Below are 18,529 nucleotides of genomic sequence, written 5' to 3' on the forward strand. Positions count from 1 at the left end.
GCATGACCAACAACGCCAAGGTCGGCGACCCGCTCAGCCTGTGGGTTGTCCCGGTTGCCGACCTCGGCGGAGTCGCACGCCATGTGCTTGACGTGGTGCGTGAGGGCATCCCCGGCTACCGGCTCGCCGTGCTCTGCCCAGAGGGGCCGCTGGTCCAGCGGCTCAGGGACGCCGGTGTTCAGGTGGCGGTTGGGAAGTTCGGCCCGGATGCGGGGTTCTCGCGTTCGGTCCGGACGCTTCGCACTGCGGTCTCGCGACTGAAACCCGCTGTTGTCCACTCGCATCTCTCGTACGCGGACGTAATCGTGGCTACGACTCCGATGCCTCGTGGAGTCATCCGCGTGACCACCGAGCACGGCATCGCGGGCGACGACCGCGTGTATCACGGCAACGCCGCGAAGTCCCGGCTCATGGCCGCAGTGCACAGCGCGCGGCTGCGCCAGTTTGACGCCGCCATCGCCGTCGCGGAGGCGACAAAGCAGGCCATGATCGAGAAATGGTCACCCAAGCAGGACATCACCGTGATCCTCAACGGCGTCGACCCGGTTGCAGCTGTGCCGCGCGAACCCGGTGGTCCTCTGCGCATCTTGGCGCTTGCGCGTCTTTCGCCGGAGAAGCGCATTCCGCAGCTCCTGAGAGCCTTCCAGCTTGTGCTTGAGCGGAAGCCGGATGCGCGGCTCACCGTCGCTGGAGTCGGTGAGCTCGAAGCTGAGCTCAAGGCCCTCGCAGAGGAACTCGGCGTTGACCACGCCGTCGCGTTCCCGGGGTTCGTCGATCCGGAAGCGGCGATGGCAGAGGCGGACGTGCTCGCGCAACTCTCCGTGTGGGAGAACTGCTCGTATTCGCTGCTGGACGCGGCGAACCGGGGTATGCGAGTCGTGGCTTCACGCGTGGGTGGGAACCCCGAGATCGTGGACCCGCGAGGTCTCGTTGACGCGGATGACATTCAAGAGGTTGCAGATGCCCTCCTCGACGAGAACGCCGTCACGCGCCTGGACTCCTGGCTGACAGTTGGCGAGATGACCTCGAGGATCGCCGACGTGTACAGGACCGCGGCAGGCAGCCCGGTCTATGAGCCGCCGCACCTCCCGGAGCACATCACGATCGCCACGAACAACGGCGACATCGGCGGGGGAGAGGTGATGCTGCTCAGCATCGCGCAGGTGCTCCGCGACTTGGGCGTCGGCGTCACCGTCGTCGGCCCGTCCGAGCCTGGGGCGCTTGTCTCCGAGGCGCGCGAGGCCGGATTTGACACGGTCGAACTCGAGGCGTCGAACCGAAGAGAGTGGATGGTCGCGCTCCGTGACTGGGACCGAACGGAGCGCAAGGGCGTGCTCTGGTGCAACGGGCTCGTGCCAGCGCTTGCGACGGCCACGCGTCCGGATCGCATCGTCCACTTCCACCAGCGTCCGAGCCGAGCGCAGCAGGCCGCCGCGGTGATCGCGCGTGCGGGAACCCTTGTAACGATCGTCCCGTCCGAGTCCATGCGCGAAGTCTTCCCCGGGGCCACGGTGCTCCCGAACTGGTCTGCTCAGGTTGTGCTCGAGTCGCCCCGCCGCGATGCCGGTGTCCCATTGGTGCTCGGTTTCCTCGGCAGGTTCTCCGTCGACAAGGGCGTGCCCGTACTTGCCGAGGCCCTGCGCATCCTGGAGGATCGCCACCCAGGCGAGTTCCGTCTCCGCATGGCGGGGGAGCCTCGCTTCGTTGCTGCAGATGCTCAGTACGCCGTCGAGGCTGCGCTTGCCACGGTCGATGGCTTGGTCGAGTTCGCCGGGTGGGTCGCGCGCGATGAGTTCCTCGCCAGCATCGACCTCCTGGTTGTGCCATCTGTCTGGCAGGAACCGTTCGGGCTGGTTGTGACCGAGGCGATGTCGGCTCGGGTCCCAGTCACGGTGAGTGATGCCGGGGCGCTGCCGGCGCTCGTGAGCGACCGATCAGACGTATTTCCTGCGGGCGACTCAGAGGCACTCGCTCAAATGCTCCTCGCGAAGCATGCTCGCGGACTCTACGTCAGTGTGGATGCCAACTTCGAGCGCTGGATGGAGGAGTTCAGCATTCAGGCAGGCATCGAGAACGTAAATGCGATGCTCAGGGGTGTGACTGCGTATTGAAGCCCAAGGGCTGTGAAACCCTAGCCTTTGATTATGCGACGAGCCAACCGCCTCAGGCGGCGGTACCGGTCGCGTACGGCACGGGCTCTCTCTGCGACGAAGCGTCGCGAGGGGAAGCTTCGACGAAGCGTATCGGGGACGTTTTGGACGTAGTTGGCCGCGTCGGAATCTCGCAGCGGGTTGAACGCAGCATCACCGGAGGACACAGACATGGGGGTCTCGATGAAGAGACCTGAAAAGGTCGCGTTGCGCAATTTCTGCGAGTTGAAAAGGAAGTCATCACCGAACCAAACGAGCAGGTTTTCCGGAATGCTGACGTAGTTTTCCTTCCTCATCATCATGAGCGTGCCGAATCCTGAGTCCCTCAAGAATGTAGGCCGAAGTCTTGGCCCAATAGGTGTGCGCGGATCGAAGCAGTTCTCGTGGGGCCCGATCATTCCCCAAGCACGAGTGCTCAACCAATCGGATGCTTTGTCCAGGATCTGCAGGTCGAAGCTGAGATCATCGTTGGCTATGGCTAGCAGGGGAAACACGGCTTCGGTGGCACCGAGATTCCAGGCAGGATTCACGAAGATGTTCTCGTCCTGCTGGAGCACGCGGAGCTTTTCGTGCGTGTGTGAAAGGGTGGCCTGTGCGTTATTGATGACAATTACTTCGCCAACGAGGGGGTGCTCAAGATAGCGGGGGAGCATTTCCTCCAGTAATGGTGATCGCTGGAGCGTCGGGATGATTACGGAAAAACGCTCGCGCAAGAGAACTCCTGGTTGTGCTGATGGGCCGAAAGAGGACGAATGTCCGTTCAGAAGAATGAGCTGGCGCTAGCGCTTCGCGAGGTTGCGCAGGCGGATGCCGATCGTGCTCGGGAGGCGGCGAACCTTGTCGGCGATGACGGCCCTGCGGCGGGCTTTCTGACCCCGTCGCTTCACGTCCGCCGCGATCTGCCGTCCGGCGACAACTTCCTCGATCGCGCTCTGCAACCGCTCGGCGTAGACCTCGTGGGACCAGATCGGCGAGGTCAGTAGGGAGGCTAGCTTCGGGTTGTCGTCCGCGATCTCGATCGTGCAACCACAGGCCCTCCCCTCGAGCACAGCGCGCTCACCGCCGCCCTGAAGGATGCAGGGCACAAGAACGTTCTTCGCGTCGTTGTAGAGCGCAGCGAGCTTCTCGTGGGACTGGTACGACGAGATCGCAACACCACCGTCGTGGAGCGCCGCTACGAGTTCCGGCTTCGCCGATGCCAGGTCGCCGACCGCCAGGCGGAGCCCGGTCTTCCCAAGGATTCGCTCGGGGCGCTTGAACGCGGCGAGGCGACCGACCATGAGCCAGTCGAATTCCCGGTCTCCCGCGTTTGTGACCCGCATGACGCGTGTGTCGACCCCGAAGGCCTGGACGGCGAACGGGTGCGCGCCGGTGAACTGCTCGTACCAGGGCGTCTCGTAGAAGATGACGTCGAACCGGCGCATCTGCTCTGGGCTCGGCGGCAGCGTCGACCCGGCGATGAGGAGGCCGACGGGGATCTCCGGGCGATTCCAGAGGGCACGGTCGGTTGCCTGCGCCGGATACCAGAGCCAGTCGCTTCGTACGAGGACGAAGTCCGCGTCGGCGATGCGGGCGGCCTGGGACTCGGCGTCGTCGTTATAGGGGTGGATGTTGAGCCAGGTCACGTCGTGGTGCTGGGCGATCAACTCGATGGCCGCGGAAAAACCGTCGTGATCGATTCCGTCTTCACCGAAGGCTTCGGAGATACGTGGGACAGCGTGAACGATGTTGATGCGCATGGGGGTGGCTCTCTGCGCGTGCGGGCCGGCCGTGGACTGGGGTCTACGGTCGGTCCGGAAGGCTGGGACCTCACGGCGCGGGATAGTCGGCGACGCGCCAGGCAGTGCTGAACAGCATGCGTGGCAATCCGAGTGCATCGAATTCTCTGCAATCGAAATGACGCGAGGGATGCGTCACATGAAGTCGACCACAACCGATCACTCCGACGCAAGTCTCCGACTATCACCCCTATGAACACCCGGAGAATACCGCGTACAAACTCGCCAGGATGTGAGTGATACGGGATTACCGCACGCGTCGTGGCGGCAGCAGTGCGTATCCGAACTCACGACGGAGGGTGCCCAGCGCGTCGAGGTCTCGACCCGCCGCCTGCCTGGTCGCATTGACGGGGAAGTTGATCGCAGCGGCGGCCGCAAGGGCGAGCCGGTGCCGCACGGGGCGCTCGCCCCACTTGCCGGCGTATCGCAGCGCCGAGCTCAGCATCCACGATCTCCGCAGGCCAGGATCGGACGAACCGCCGCTTTCGTGGACCGCCCGAACCGTCCCCAAGAACACGGAAGGCAGACCACGTTGGCGGAGGCGACGCTGCAGGTCCACCTCCTCAGAGTTCATGAAGAAGCCTTCGTCGAAACCGTGCACGCTGCGGAACGCGTCCGTCGGGAGCATCATGACGGCGCCTACGACCCAGTCGACGTCAACGGTTGCCCCTGGCGTGGCACGCGTATCGTGTCCAACTGCCTCGTGCCACCACCGTGATCCGCGGAACCGAGCGAAGATGCTCAGGGCGCTCACGAACTGCTGACGTGCGTTCGGGAAGTGCCTGGCCGGCCACTGCGTCGCTCCGTGCTCGTCGACGATGTCAGGGGAGACGACTGCCGGCATCACGGGTGCGGCGGCGTGTGCAAGGTCGTGGATGAACGCCTCATCGATTTCGAGATCGCTGTTGAGGATCAGCAGGGTGCCGTGTTCAGCGAGTCGGGCGCCGCTGTTGATGCCGCTCCCGTAGCCGCCGTTCTCCGCGCGGTACACGATGTGCGCGCTCCCAGCGGAGTCGATGGGATTCGGCGAGTTGTCGTCGACGACGATGATCCGCATTGGCGGCGCGTCCCGCTGAGCCTCGAGTGCGCTGACGAGGGCTTGGGTGGGAGCCGGGTCGCCGTAGTGCGGAATGACGATCGTGATGCCGTCACGCGGATCGTTTCTCGCGAAGGAGGTGGCGTTCAGGCGAGCAGTCTCGCGCGCCAACTCGGCGTCCTTCTGCGCGCTGAACGCAGCGAGATCGGATCCTCCGCTCGCCTTGCCTGCCTGCCCCGCGGACTCCACGAGGAGCGCGACAATCTTCTCGGCGACGCGGGCCGGCGCGACGCGAATGGCGACATCGGCGACTCGGCCCAGTCGCTCGTAGCCTTCGCGCTGCCTCACTCGGCCCGCCAGGGTGTCCACGGCGCTTGTCCAGGCCTTCGCTGCGAAGCCCTGAGAGGCAGATCCCGAGGTGCCCTGCGATTCGCCCGGGTGCCGCGCCTCGAAGGCGGCTCGGGAGGCACCTGCGACGAACGCGCGAGCTGCACGTGACTCGGTGGAGTTGGCTGGGCCGTGGTGGGCAACCTCGAGGTCGCGGTCGACGACGATCGGGAGGCCCTGCGAGTGCATCCGGAAGCCGAGCTCCGAGTCTTCGCCGTACCAGAGTGAGACGTCGAAGCCGCCGGCTGAGGTGATCGAGGTCTTGGGTGCGGAGTTGTTTGCCGCCCAGCCGATCCACCGCTGCTCGGCGGTGCGTTGGTACGCGTTGTCGAGGGCACGCTGGTTCGCGGCATGTCCGTACACGCGAGCGTAGGCCGTGTCTGCGAAGACGTCGCGGGTCGCGCCAATGACGCCGACTCGTGTGCCAGTATTGTGGTGACGCATGTGCGTGCTGATGAATTTCGGCTCAGGCGCCAGGTCGTCGTCGCACCGGATGATGATGCGCCCGCGCGCGGCGTCGACGCCCGTCTGCATCGCTGCCGCGACGCCGCCGTTCGCATCGCGGACAACAACGCGGAGTGGCAGCAAATCGAGGTATTCGTCGAGCACTGCCTGGCTGGGGGCGTCTGGCCCGTCGAGGACAACAACCACTTCCCAAGTGCCGGCAAAGTCCTGGTCGGTGAGGCGCTTCAGGAGCCTGGGGAGCCTGTGTGCGCCTCGATATGACGGGACGACGACGCTGCAATCAAGCTCTTCACCAGTAGACACGCTGATGATCGTAGCCGCTGCGGCAAGCGGATCAGGAGGCGCGGTCGTCCTCAGCCCACACGCGGGCCTCTTCTGCGACTTTTCGGAGAGAAGCGTCGAGGCGCGGAGTGGTGAGTTCGGCCCGTCCTGCGAGTTCCTTCAAGCGGTGGCGCCAGTCGAGGCGCTCGAGCGCGAGGCGGCGGTTGCGGCGAGCGTCGTCCGGCGTCCACGCGGAAACCGCATCCTGGACGACGGCGAGACCCTCGTGCAGCTCCACGCTAGGGAAATCGAGGCACGCGCCGGGCCAGAACAGCGCATCCGCGACCGCCGTGCGCGGTGCGATGCCCGCCACGCTTGCTCCGGCTGCGAGCGCGTCGAGCCATCGCCCGGTGACGTACTCGCGTGTCGGGTGGGTGTAACTGCTCTGGTGGGCACGGTTCGAGAACGCGAGGACAAATTTCGCGTTCGCGGCAGCACCGTCCGCGAGCGAAGCCGACGCCTCGTCGTTGCTGCCGAAGGGAGGTCTGCCCGCGAACGTGAGTCCGAGGGCCTCTGCCGCTGCCGCCGTCACGTTGTCGTCGTCCCAGGCATCTGGCTGACGTCCGATCCGCTGCAGATCCATGGTGCGCTCGCTCGAAAAGGGCATGCCGAGGACGTCGGCGCCCCATGGCAGCGCTGAGACAGTCGCGGCAGTCTGCGTCCTCCACGGCTCGATGTCGTCCGGGTCCATGACAAAGAGATGGTCGTAGTAGCTCGTGCTTCGGGCGACACGCGGCACGCGGTCGGTCCAGAAGCTGTCGATGACCCAGCCGACGACGGTCCGGTACTGCTGACGCCAGTGCGGCGCGGCAAGGATCGCGTTGAGGTGCGCGGGCTGCGGGGCGATGACGATCGCGACGCGATCCGACTTCGCATCGCGTCGTGGCGGGACAAGGGTCCTGGCCACGTGCATCCGCGAATACTCGCTGGACGCAGTGTGCCGATGCAGTTCCGCGTCGAGTTCCGTCGCTGCCAGGATCGCGAGGTTCTCGATCTGTCCCCATCCTCTTCCCCCGGGATGCGAAACGATCACGTCGATCTTCGACATCGGCAAAGTCCTTTCAGGCGACAGCAGGAACCTTCGTGAACTCTAATGGACCGGGTATTCGTCAGGACGAACCTCGCCTGCCGTCCGCCGTGGGCCGTGAGCTGGCCGCTAGATTGGTCGTGCGTGTCTCGTACCCCGGGGATCTGCAGAACGTGTCAAGGCAAGATCGAAGACATGGAGTACCTGGTGGCCGACTGGCATGACTCGCGCAGAAGCGTCGTCCGAAAGACCGTCCAGCGCTGGACAAGCGCAGAGCACTGGCGTCAGCGGAAGCTGGTGAGTCGAGGGTTCGAGCTTCCCGCGGTCCCCACGACACCTGCTTCGGTGTGGGGGATCAGCATGGTCAAGAACGAAGCGGACATTATCGATTCGGTTGTCCGTCACATGCTCGACCAGGACATCGACCGGATTCTCATCGTCGACAACGGCTCGACAGACGGCACCTACGAGATGCTCAAGGAGCTGAGCAGGGAACTGCCGATCTCCGTCGGGCGTGACCGCGAACCCGGCTACTACCAGGCCCACAAGATGACCGCGCTGGCATCTCGAGCCAGACGGGCTGGAGCCGAATGGGTCGTCCCATTTGACGCTGACGAATTCTGGTTTGCCCCTGGCACCACGGTTGGTGCGTATTTGCGAAGCAGCGGTGTCACTCGTGTCCAGGCCGCGATCCACAACGCCTTCCCCACCGCCGAGAACCCGCGCCTCTCGGGGCTCGAGGGCGAGCTGCGACTGGATGTACCTCCACATCTGATGAGAAAGGTCGCGAGTCGAACGTCGCCTTTCCTCTGGATCGGGATGGGCAACCACACAGCGATGAGGTCGGGATCCGGACTCGAAGACCGGCTGCGCATCCTCCACCTTCCCTGGCGCAGCCAGGAGCAGCTCACGCGCAAGGTCAGGCAGGGAGCGGCCGCGTATGCCGCGTCCTCACTCAAAGGGGTCGGCGGGCACTGGATCACACAGGGAGCGCTATCTGACGATGGCCTGCAGGAGGTGTGGGACCGGCTCCTCAAGGGCGAGGGGGAGGCCGATCTTGGGTGGCGACCCATCGGTCCATTCCTGGTCGATCGCTTCGACCATTGGCGTACCTGGGACCCGGATGGCCAAGTCCCTGTGCTCGCGTCCGCCAACAAGTTCTAGGAGTCGCCATGCTGGAGCGGATGAAAGCTCACGCACTGTCCGTCGTTCGCTGGGGCAACCGTGAGGTCCTGTATCCCCCCGAGAAGATCGGCGTGGGGAATCTTTTCTACGTCTGGATGCAGGCGGACCGACGCCGTGCTCGAGGCGAGGACGTTGTCGTCAGGACCTCTGAGGCCTCAGAGCCGTGGCGTGAGTGGTTCCCGGAGCTCTTCAATGAGCTCATCGTCGACGACTCCCAGATCCGCTTCACGGATCGTCGTCTTGTCAACCACTACTACCAGGAGTTCGGTGTCAACTACACGCCGGAGGATCTGTCTCGCTTTATAGACACGTTCGTTCTGCCGAGTGGCGGACGCCTTCGCAAGCTGGTCGATGAGCATGCCTCGCCAAAGCGGTTTGTGCTGAACGTTCGGCGGGGCGACTACTACAGCGTCGAGAAGTTCAGGCACCTCTACGCGTTTGACATCGCGGAGTACGTGCGGGCCGCTGTCGTCGAGGCCTCTGAAGCGGCCCCCATCGACGAGATCTTCATCGTCTCCGACAACGTCGAGTGGTGCCGCGCCGAGTTGCAGTTCCTGACGGACTATGCCGACGTCGCCTACGTCGATCCGGAGTTGGGCCCGGCGGAGCATCTTGCGATCCTCGCCGGCTCGCCTCGTCTGATCCTGGCGAACTCGACGTTCTCGTACTGGGGCGGCTACCTGAGCAACCGCTACTACGCGGACAACGCCGAGGTCAGGCCCTCCGACGTGGTCGTTCCGATCTTCCACAGCCGCCTCATGGAGGACTCGTCCTCTTACCACCTCGACCCCCGGTGGACAGTGATTCGCGACCTCGCGGGCGGCTGGGAGCCTCCGGCCGCCTAGGCTACGTCCGACTTCGTCTCAGCGCCCAGGTTGCCGAGTGCCACGAGCCGAGCGAAGTGCTTGCTGCGCTCCTGGAGTTCCTCGAACGAGCCAGACGCCTCGACTTGTCCATCCCGCATGAAGATGATGCGGTCCGCGTCGCGAACCGTTGAGAGGCGGTGTGCGACGACGATGAGCGTCATATCGCCCTTCAGGGAGTTTATCGTGGCAGTGATCTGGTGTTCTGTCTCATTGTCGAGCGCCGACGTAGCCTCATCCAGAACGAGGATCGAAGGGTTTCGATAGAGCGCGCGAGCAATTCCGACACGCTGACGCTGCCCACCCGAGAGGCGCACCCCACGCTGGCCGAGCCGGGTCTGAAGGCCGTCTGGTAGGTCATCAATGAAGGAGTCGAGCTGGGCCAGCGCGATGACTTCAGCGATCCTCTGGTGATCGATGTGCTCCTTCTCAACCCCGTAGGCGATGTTCACCTCGAGAGTGTCGTCGATCATGTAGACGTCTTGTGGGACGAGGCTCAGAGCTTCGAACCAAGCCACTAGATCGTCGTGGATCAACTTGCCACCACACGTGATGGTGCCTTCTGTCGGCTTGTGGAGTCCGAGCACCAGATCGAGCATGGTGCTCTTGCCGGCGCCGCTCGAGCCGACGATCGCGGTCGTCTGTCCCTCCGGGAGCGTCACATTCAGTTTCTGCAGGACAGGCTGCTTCGCATCCTCATAAGTGAACCCGACGTCGGAGAGGACGATGTCTCCTCGGTACTCGTGATCGCTCGAGCGAATTTCAGAGTGGCTGGCCTCGAAGTTGAGGGTGTCGATTTCTTTCGCGAGGGTCCTGAGAGAGCCTTGCCCCGCCCTCACCGTTCCGATGGTTGCCGTGACTCGGTTCAGCGTCGGCAGCAGTCGCAAGGATGCCGCAGCGAAGACGCCGAGGACCGTCAGCGCGTTCTCCTGGGTTCCGGTTGCGAAGAGAATCGCAGCCATCCCTATGACCGCGAGAATGAACGAGACCTCGAGGGCGTACTTCGGCAACTCTCCGAGCATGGAGGACCGTCGCTGCGACTGCGCTTGGCGGCTTCGCGCGCCTTCAAACGCGGTGACGAAGCGGTGAGCGCTGGATGAAAGGCGCGACTCCCGGAAGCCATCAAAGCCTGGCATGATCGCCGTCCACGCATCCGCGTCAGCGTCGAGGTAGTCCTGCCCGGCGCGAATCGAACGCCGCTTAAGCAGGGCTTGGATGCCCCACGTGGTAATCGAGAAGAAGACCACGGCAAACAGAGTCGCGAGGGGGGACGTGATGAGGAGAACGGCAGCCAGCGCGAGCAAGATGAGCACGTCGCCCATGAGGCTCAGGAGCCCGAGGCCGACACCATTGAAGCTCTGTGCCACTGCCACGCCGATGTTGCGGTAGATCTCGGCGACGTTGCGCTTCTTGTGGGTCGCGTAGCTGGACAGGACGTAGCGGCGCATCAACTCGACAGCCGCTTCGGCGGTGAGGGTCGCGGTGTGGCCGAGGAGCCACCAGCGGAACAGGACGGCCGCCACGCTCTTGACGACGAAGCAGACGGCCACGAGAGTCGCGAGGAGCAGGACGAGCGCCTGGACCTCGTGGGTGCCAAAGAAATCACCGATCTGGCTGACTACCCCAGCGGAGGTGTCGCCGGTCGTGAGCAGGGTCATAAGGGGGAGCATCGCCGCGACCCCGATCATGTCCAGCAGCGCGAGCGCGACGGATCCCACGACTGCCAAGCTCACCCAGCCTCGGATGTTCTCGTTGATGAGTGTCAGAGCAATGCGAAGCTCGCGAATCAAGTCGTCTCCAGAGGTTTTGCGTGCGGTGCCGCGGGCATGGCAATGCCCAGGCGACCGGATCAGTCTAGGAGCTTCTGCCCTGCCGTGGTGAATGTCGAGTCCGCATCCCGACTCCGCATGCGCTTGGGGTGAACTTCACCCCACGACGGCGCTTGTACTATCCGATGGTTTCGGGGTGTGCCAGCTTGCTGGCACGAATCTGCGGAGGCGCATGGCGGGTTGCTCGATGTACCGCCACGACAGCCAGGCAATGCCAGCCGTTACCAGCGTGGCGACGAAGATCGAGCCGATCGGGCCGAGCCAGCTTGTCCCGAGTGCTGCCAGCACCTGCTGCACCGGGAAGGCCCAGATGTAGAGGCCATAAGAGATGTCATTCTCGGAACCGATCCTGACGGGTGGGGCGGCCCCCAGACAGAGCAAAACGAATGCGAACGGGAGCTGGCCGACAGCTTCACCGAGCCCGACGGCCACGAGCACGACGAAGACACCGATCGCGGCGAAGCCGTAGCGACGTCGCAGCATCAGTTTGTCGCCTACGAAGTAGAGGAGCATCCCTGCCAGGAAGAACGTGCCGAGGCGAATGAGGTGGAGGTACAGCTCGGTAGAAACGGCCAGTGGGCCAAGTGCCAGAGGCTGGAACGCGACGAGCCCCGCGAAGGCGGTGGCCGTGACCAAGGTCGCGTGTCGACGCGCCCAGGGCAGAGTGAGAAGGAGCGCGGCTCCGATGTACGCGAGGAACTCGGGGAAAAGCGACCAGAGCGAGCCGTTCCACGCGATCGCGACCGGAACGCTCACCAGGGTGTCGTCAATTCCCCACTGGGCCTGGTAGAGGCCCGCGTTCGAGATCACGTAGGAGAGGGCACTCGACGGTTCGTAGTTCTCACCGATTGCCAGCGCGAGCGCAAACGCGGTCAGGATGAGGACGCTCCAGTAGGCCGGGAAGATGCGCAGGGCCCGATTTGCCAGATACTCGCGAATGCCGAGCCTCATGCGGGAGCCGGCGATGAGGTAGCCCGAGATGGCGAAGAAACCTTGGACAGCCCATCCGCCCAGATCGAGTGTCCACCCTTCGAAACCACCGAGGGGCCAAGCGTGGCCAAAGATCACGACGAAGGCAAGCGTCAGCCGAACGAAGTTGAGGGCGTTGTGTCTTGTTGATAGAGATTCACGCAAGGTCTTAGGCACTTTGTGAAGCTACCAGTGATCCTTTGGCGCCTGGCGTGGTGGGGTGGGCCAGAACGTTGGTCGGCTCTCGTCATGCGGAGTCAGTCGGTCCGTTCGCCTCGGCTAGCATCGGCGCATGTCCTTCGTCACGGTCGTCGTTCCTGCATACAACCCCAACGAGTACCTGATCGAAGCGGTACAGAGCGCGGTCGATCAGTCGTACCCGGATATGGAGGTTGTCGTCGTCGACGACGGCTCCACCGCCCGTGGAAGCGACGGGCACTTCCGCGCAGCGGAAAGATTAGGGGCTCTTCGCAGATGAGGGTGTAGTCAGGATGCGCGCGGCGATTGGTGGATAGGGGTCGAGGTCTTCCAGGATGGAAGTTCCTACGCTGTCCACCGGAAAGACCTCGACGTGTTCCACGCTACCTTTGCCGCGCCCGATCTGACTACCTTCTGTCGCCTTGACGAGCTCGGCCTGCAAGCTGTCGGGCAGCGCCTGGAGCCGGATCGGGCGGTGATCGAGTGCCGGGCCGTTGAGGCTGATCCGTGGTGTCGGGGGTGCGGCGCCGAGGGCGTCATTCGGGATACGGTGATTCGTCGTCTTGCGCATGAGCCGTTCGGTCACCGGCCCACGACGCTGCAGGTTCGGGTTCGTCGATACCGGTGTGATCATTGCAAGCGCACCTGGCGGCAGGACATGTCGAAGGCATCGTCGCCGCGGACGAAGATCTCCCGAAGCGGGGTGCGGTGGGCGTTGGAAGCTCTCGTGGTCGACCATCTCACCGTCTCTCGTGCCGCCGCCGGGCTTGGGGTGTCCTGGCATACCGCGAACAGCGCGATCCTCGCCGAAGGCAAGCGACGTCTAATCGATGACCCTCACCGTTTCGACGGCGTGAGCACCATCGGTGTCGACGAGCATGTCTGGCGTCACACGCGCAAGGGCGACAAATACGTCACGGTCATCATCGACCTCACCCCCGTGCGGGACAAGACCGGCCCCGCGCGACTGCTGGACATGGTCGAGGGACGCTCGAAGGCAGTGTTCAAGCAGTGGCTCGCGCAGCGGCCGAAACAGTGGCGAGATCGGATCGAGGTCGTCGCGATGGACGGGTTCAGCGGCTTCAAGACCGCCGCCGCCGAAGAGCTGCCCGACGCGGTCCCCGTGATGGATCCGTTCCACGTCGTCCGCCTCGCCGGCGACGGGCTGGATCGGTGCCGGCAACGCGTTCAGCAGGCCACGCTCGGGCATCGAGGCCGTTCGGGCGACCCGCTCTACAAGGCCCGCCGCACCCTGCACACCGGCGACAGCCTCCTCACCGACAAGCAACGCGCACGCCTTCAAGCACTATTCACCGGTGATGATCATGTTGAGGTTGAAGCGACCTGGGGAATCTACCAGCGCATCGTTGCCGCCTATCGTGAACCGGACAAGACCAAGGGCAAGCAGATGATGCAGGCCGTCATCGACGCCGTCACCAGCGGTGTTCCCACCGCGCTGATCGAGATCCGTCGCCTCGGCCGAACGTTGAAACAGCGCGCCGCTGACGTGCTCGCTTACTTCGACCGCCCCGGCACCAGCAACGGCCCCACGGAGGCGATCAACGGCCGCCTCGAACACCTCAGAGGCTCAGCGCTCGGCTTCCGAAACCTGACGAACTATGTTGCCAGATCGCTACTCGAAGCCGGAGGATTCAGATCCCACCTACACCCTCGATTGCGATGAGCCAGATTAGGCGCGCGCGTCCTGCGAACCGAGAATCGCGGCGTCGCCGCCGCCCGGAACGCAGGGATCGCCGCCGGACGTGACGACGGCGACTACATACTGCCCTTGGACGCAGATGACCGACTCGAACCCGGCTCTGTCGCGCTGGCCGCCGCAGTCCTCGACGAGGACTCGAGAGTCGGCGTTGTTGCTGGCGCTCAACGCCTGATCGGGGCCCGATCCGGAGAGAACCCGTGCGCGTACAACGGCATCGACTCGATGCTGAAGGCCACCACGATCCCGAACATCTCCATGTTTCGCAGGCAGGACTGGGATGCGGCTGGCGGCTACCCCGAGCAGCTCAAGCTCGGCGAGGACTGGGCGTTCTGGATGCGCATCCTGAAACTGGGTCGTGAAGTGAAAGTGCTCCCACAGGTGCTCCACGAGTACCGAATCTCGGCGGCGCAGACCACGGCGAAGTTCGATCCGATCAACTTCGCACTCGCTCAGAATCTCGTTCTCCAGGAGAATCTTGAGCTCTACGCCAAGCATCCAGAATCGCTGGCGGCGGATCTCGTCGACGCGCGAATGCTGCTAGCGCACTATCGGGAAAACTATCGCCTCGTGGACCTGACAAAGAAGCGAGTCGCCAAGCTACTGCGGCGGTAGCTAGCTGCGTCGAAGGTTCTCAGCAAGGTGCCCGGCGCGAACGAAGATCAATCGAACTGCCGCGGTTGAACCGTAAGCCCGATACGTCCTCAAGAAGTCGCGCGGTACGGTCACCACATCAAGCAGTGAAGCGCGCACGCCCAGGAATTGCCCGCAGATCTCGGGATGCTTCCGCCAGATCATGACCTCGCAGCGCCCGCTCTGGTAGAGCTTGCGGATCTTTGTCGTGAGCCGCGTCGTGGGACGAAAATAGACCATTTGTTCCGGCGCGAACCCTGCCTTCGCTCCCGCCTGGTGCAGGCGGATCGCGAACTCCAGGTCTTCGCCACCGTACGGAGGTAGGTCCTCGTCGAAGCCGCCAACCGCCTCGAGCACTGTGCGCCGCACGGCCATGTTGCAGCCAGTCACCTGCCCACCGCGAGACGTTTCCGTATAGGAGCTATAGGGGAGCTCAGCCGCGGATGGGTCGAAAGGGTCCGCGAGGAGCCGCAGTGGGCCTCCGGATGCTTCGTGGAGATCCAGCGCCTTGACGATCCCCGCGATCCAAGTTGGGCCGACGCGATCATCCGCGTCGCAGAAGCCGATCTTGTTCCCCGCGGCCTGGGCGACGCCGGTGTTTCGTGCATGCGAGATGCCCTTGCGAGAGCTCGCATCCACAAGCCGCAGGAGCACGGGAAAATCCGACACCCTCGACTCGACGTGCACCTTGGTGCCGTCGGTGGATCCGTTGTCCACAACGATCACTTCCCAGGCCGCCGAAGTCTGCTGAGCGGCCAACGCGTCGAGCTGGTGCTCCAACTCCGGCATTCCATTGAGGACAGGGATGACGACGGAGACATCAATGTGGGTGTGTTCTGACTCTGTAGGCATGTGTGTAGCGTTCAATCTTTTCGTTCGCGGAACAGCTCGCGGCTAGACCTAGACAGATCGCCTGCTGAGACGGACTCGCCACCTCGTCCCCGTGAGCTGCGATTCTACGGATATGTTGCACCTTGTATTTCCGCACAATTCACCCGGGGCTTGGGGGCGCGTGGCCAACAGCATGTTCAACGGGAGGCTTCGAGTTTGCGGTCGCGCCATCGAGCCAGCCCGCGTCGCCACGATCGACTCATGCGGTCCTCCGCGAGGGCATGGAGCCCCCAGGCGAAAAGCGTGACGATCAGGGCCGCGCCTACCATCGCGAGGTCGCGACCGAGGAAAGGCCGGAGGAGATCGATAGCGGCGTATCCCACCACCACATGCAGGATGTACAGCGAATAGCTGATCTTGCCGAGCCAGAGGAGGGGCTTGATCCGTAGGACTCGGGTGGACTTCCTCAGTGCCACAAGACCGAACAACAGGACGATGCCCGCGACGACAACTGCGTTGAGCAGCGAGTGCAGTAGGAAGGTGTTGAGGACGGCGACGATCGCCGCCCCAACTGCCAGCCACTCGAACTTCTGGTTGCGGCGAGACATGAAGAGGAGCATTCCGAGGCAGAAGAGCGGCCCGTATTCGGACAGCGCAACGTTCACCATCACCCGAACGATCGTCGGTGCGAGCCCGATATCGACGCCGGGTGCCATGGCCTCGGCGATACCGGCTGTGGCGCCCGCAAAAACGAGCCAGGCTGCGACCAGCCATCTGAGGAGGCGGTCGGTCAGGTGGCACTTGGTGAGCCACAGGATGAGGAACACGATCACGTAGAACTGCATCTCCACCGCGAGCGTCCAGAACGCGCCGTTCACGTCGGGCACAAGCAGCAGCCGCTGGACCATGGTGAAGTTCAGCAGCAACTCGAGCGGCGTCAACTGGGTGCCAGGCACCTGGGCGAGCGAACCCACCACGATGGAGACGATCACCGCGATCCAGTAAGCGGGGTAGAGGCGCGTGAAGCGTGAGATGGCGAAGTCGGATGCTCGCTTGGAGCGCTCTGCGCTCATGAGGATCACGAATCCGCTGATGATGAAGAACAGCTGCACGCCGAAGCCACCGTGCGGAAAGTCGATGGACGCCGTGGGGGCGTCCGGGTAGAGCATCGTGAAAGTCGTCGTGAAGTGCCCGACGATCACGGCAACTGCGGCGAGGCCGCGTAGTCCGTCCAGCTCGGTGAAACGACGTGACAAGTAAATGCTCCCGAATGAGCACCGGGATCAGGGTCTCACCGGCGGAGTGATGTGAGCACTAAGGCTACCCCGATCCCTCAGCCGTGGAAGAGGAGCTCAACTACGCCCTGTTACCAAGAGCGCCCAGGCATAGAAGAACCCTTGGGGCGTCGGTGGGAGCATCCTCCACAGATACGCGCCCGGCTACCCCGGCTAGAAGCGGTTTATCCTGAACGATTTTCCTTGGGTGATGACAGAGCGGGCCCCGGTCAATTGGAGCGGACGCTGACCGCCGGGCGATCTGAAGCAGGCGTGGCGGGCTCAAATGGGTCGAGCTGCCGCGCTGCTTCGAAACGCGTCGCGTAGACAGTGACCGCGCCGATCGCGGCCGCGAGGACGAGCGCGAACCCCTCGTTCAGGAGGTAGACGGCTTGAGGGTTTTTCGCAGCCAGGGCCAGTGTCAGGACGACCGCCAGCGTGGGGACTTTGATGCGGGGACCTATAGGCGCGAGAGCAAGCGGCACAAGGATCCACACCGCGTACCAAGGCCGGAACGCCGGACCCATGATGAGGACCGCGATCAGGAACACCGTTAACATGGTCGCGGGCTGCGTCACTCGAGCGAGGAAGAGGACTAGAGCCGTGGCGACGACCGCGAAGGCGAGGGCGATCGTGTCGAAGTTCGCCCCGATGAAGGAACTGCTGAAACGTTCCCCGAGTGCGGTCTCGAGCGCGATGCGCATCACTTGAAGGGGAGCGCTCGAACGATACCCGGGGGAGCCCGTCGCGCTCAGGAACTCGCGTCCGACGCCCGACAAAGGGCCGACAAACGCCAGGCCAGCGATCGCGAGGATCGCCACGGTGAAACCAGCGAGGTAGTCCTTCGCGGGGCGCTTGAAGAAATTCCCCCGCACGCCCAGCAACAACCCGAACTGCGGGAGAAGCGCAGCAAACGCAATCGCCTGCGGCTTTACCGTTGCCGCCAAGGCCAACAGTATTCCGGCACAGGCAACCTGCACCAACAGCGGATGGTTTCGGAGCTTCACGGCAGCCCAAATGGATGCGACAGCCAGCCCCAGCGCGAGCGCGTCGTTGTGGGCCGCCCCACAGAGCTCGAGAATCGTGACGGGATTCAAGATGACAAACCCGAACAACGCGGGAGAACTCACGCCGACCGCACGGGCGATCGTCGGCAGACAGAGACCGGCGATGACGACACCGAGGACCGCCGGAACATGCATGAGCAGGAGGCTGAGCGCCGGATCAGCTCCCGCGATGAGCACTATTGCTGCGGAAATGAGCAGAGCGCCCGCCGGGTAGCCGACGGTTGTGCCCTCCCAAGCGCCGGTCCAACCCGCGAAGGGTCCAGGTAGCGAGGCTGCGGGAGTCACTGTCGGATCCGCGCCCTGCAGCACCACCCATCCCTGTTCCACGTAGTTAAAGAGGTCACCTGTCAGCGCAAGAAGTTGCGGCAGAGTCCAGGCAATGAAGGCGACCCAGTGCCTGCGGAGCGTGGCGCCGCGCAAGATGAGGAGCCAGCAGGCGACCAGAACAACCACGCCCCAGATCCGCAGGTTGTAGGTGAGCTGCACACCGGTGTTCCCCTGCGCGCGCTCGATCCACTGGCCCAAGGGCAGCATCGATGGAACTCTGGCCGCTTCGACCACGGAAACGAGTGCAAGCAGAAGCGAAGCAGCCGCGCCGAGGAGGATCACGACGACCGGCAGCCAGGATGCACGACGGGTCCGAGATACGGGGACAGAATGACATTCAGTCACGGCTCGGCTCCAAGCGGCGGGGGCGGTGGGTGGCAGATCGGGACCGAGCGTAGTTCCCACGCGGTGCCGTGTCGAAAATCCCCGATGTTCCCCGGGGTAAGGGGAAGCGCCGGTCGCGCGTCCCGGA

General features: G+C 64.0%; 15 protein-coding genes. 6 read left to right on the forward strand and 9 right to left on the reverse strand.

Annotated features, from left to right (window positions below; genetic code table 11):
• Nucleotides 1-2 precede the first annotated feature (2 nt).
• Entirely contained in the window at nt 3-2,111 is a 2,109-nt protein-coding gene (locus tag FHX72_RS12840; RefSeq protein WP_183625643.1) for a glycosyltransferase family 4 protein, read from the forward strand.
• A gap of 20 nt (nt 2,112-2,131) precedes the next feature.
• Here the strand turns inward: FHX72_RS12840 and FHX72_RS12845 are convergent, their stop codons facing one another.
• From FHX72_RS12845 to FHX72_RS12860, 4 genes are all read right to left on the reverse strand, one after another.
• Entirely contained in the window at nt 2,132-2,863 is a 732-nt protein-coding gene (locus FHX72_RS12845) for a glycosyltransferase family 2 protein (RefSeq protein ID WP_183625645.1), read from the reverse strand.
• Between the two features lie 66 nt (nt 2,864-2,929).
• Complete coding sequence (locus FHX72_RS12850) at nt 2,930-3,889, reverse strand: glycosyltransferase family protein (RefSeq protein WP_183625647.1); 960 nt, start codon at nt 3,887-3,889, stop codon at nt 2,930-2,932.
• A gap of 286 nt (nt 3,890-4,175) precedes the next feature.
• On the reverse strand, nt 4,176-6,119 hold the full coding sequence (locus FHX72_RS12855) for a glycosyltransferase family 2 protein (protein WP_338110131.1): 1,944 nt from the start codon (nt 6,117-6,119) through the stop codon (nt 4,176-4,178).
• Nucleotides 6,120-6,150: 31 nt separating this feature from the next.
• A complete protein-coding gene (locus FHX72_RS12860) occupies nt 6,151-7,185 on the reverse strand; it encodes a glycosyltransferase (RefSeq protein WP_183625649.1) in 1,035 nt (344 codons plus the stop codon).
• Nucleotides 7,186-7,359: 174 nt separating this feature from the next.
• Here FHX72_RS12860 and FHX72_RS12865 point away from each other — a divergent pair, with 174 nt between their 5' ends.
• Nucleotides 7,360-8,328: a glycosyltransferase family 2 protein gene (locus tag FHX72_RS12865; RefSeq protein WP_183625651.1), complete on the forward strand. Its 969-nt coding sequence runs from the start codon at nt 7,360-7,362 to the stop codon at nt 8,326-8,328.
• Nucleotides 8,329-8,348: 20 nt separating this feature from the next.
• A complete protein-coding gene (locus FHX72_RS12870) occupies nt 8,349-9,194 on the forward strand; it encodes an alpha-1,2-fucosyltransferase (protein ID WP_183625653.1) in 846 nt (281 codons plus the stop codon).
• On the opposite strand, the gene FHX72_RS12875 is transcribed toward FHX72_RS12870, so the two are convergent.
• The gene (locus FHX72_RS12875; RefSeq protein WP_183625655.1) at nt 9,191-11,002 is read right to left on the reverse strand and encodes an ABC transporter ATP-binding protein; all 1,812 of its coding nucleotides are present in this window, start codon (nt 11,000-11,002) and stop codon (nt 9,191-9,193) included. The two genes, FHX72_RS12870 and FHX72_RS12875, sit on opposite strands and share 4 nt — an antisense overlap.
• A 135-nt stretch (nt 11,003-11,137) precedes the next feature.
• Complete coding sequence (locus FHX72_RS12880; protein WP_183625657.1) at nt 11,138-12,187, reverse strand: acyltransferase family protein; 1,050 nt, start codon at nt 12,185-12,187, stop codon at nt 11,138-11,140.
• A 115-nt stretch (nt 12,188-12,302) separates the two neighbouring features.
• On the opposite strand from FHX72_RS12880, the gene FHX72_RS12885 reads away from it, so the two are divergent.
• From FHX72_RS12885 to FHX72_RS12895, 3 genes are all read left to right on the forward strand, one after another.
• The gene (locus FHX72_RS12885) at nt 12,303-12,488 is read left to right on the forward strand and encodes a glycosyltransferase family 2 protein (protein ID WP_183625659.1); all 186 of its coding nucleotides are present in this window, start codon (nt 12,303-12,305) and stop codon (nt 12,486-12,488) included.
• 93 nt (nt 12,489-12,581) lie between these two features.
• Entirely contained in the window at nt 12,582-13,892 is a 1,311-nt protein-coding gene (locus FHX72_RS12890; RefSeq protein ID WP_183625661.1) for an ISL3 family transposase, read from the forward strand.
• A gap of 21 nt (nt 13,893-13,913) precedes the next feature.
• Nucleotides 13,914-14,540, forward strand: a complete 627-nt coding sequence (locus tag FHX72_RS12895; protein WP_183626041.1) for a glycosyltransferase — start codon at nt 13,914-13,916, stop codon at nt 14,538-14,540.
• On the opposite strand, the gene FHX72_RS12900 is transcribed toward FHX72_RS12895, so the two are convergent.
• The 3 genes from FHX72_RS12900 to mptB form a co-directional block, all read right to left on the reverse strand.
• Nucleotides 14,541-15,410 carry a glycosyltransferase family 2 protein gene (locus tag FHX72_RS12900; RefSeq protein ID WP_183625663.1) on the reverse strand — a complete coding sequence of 290 codons (870 nt, stop codon included), beginning with the start codon at nt 15,408-15,410 and terminating at the stop codon, nt 14,541-14,543. It abuts the gene before it with no gap.
• A 176-nt stretch (nt 15,411-15,586) separates the two neighbouring features.
• Nucleotides 15,587-16,645: an acyltransferase family protein gene (locus FHX72_RS12905; protein ID WP_183625665.1), complete on the reverse strand. Its 1,059-nt coding sequence runs from the start codon at nt 16,643-16,645 to the stop codon at nt 15,587-15,589.
• A gap of 248 nt (nt 16,646-16,893) precedes the next feature.
• Nucleotides 16,894-18,402, reverse strand: coding sequence for a polyprenol phosphomannose-dependent alpha 1,6 mannosyltransferase MptB (gene mptB / locus FHX72_RS12910; RefSeq protein WP_183625667.1), 1,509 nt, complete (start codon nt 18,400-18,402; stop codon nt 16,894-16,896).
• Nucleotides 18,403-18,529 lie beyond the last annotated feature (127 nt).

The organism is Pseudoclavibacter helvolus, from assembly GCF_014191305.1.
GTDB lineage: Bacteria > Actinomycetota > Actinomycetes > Actinomycetales > Microbacteriaceae > Pseudoclavibacter > Pseudoclavibacter helvolus.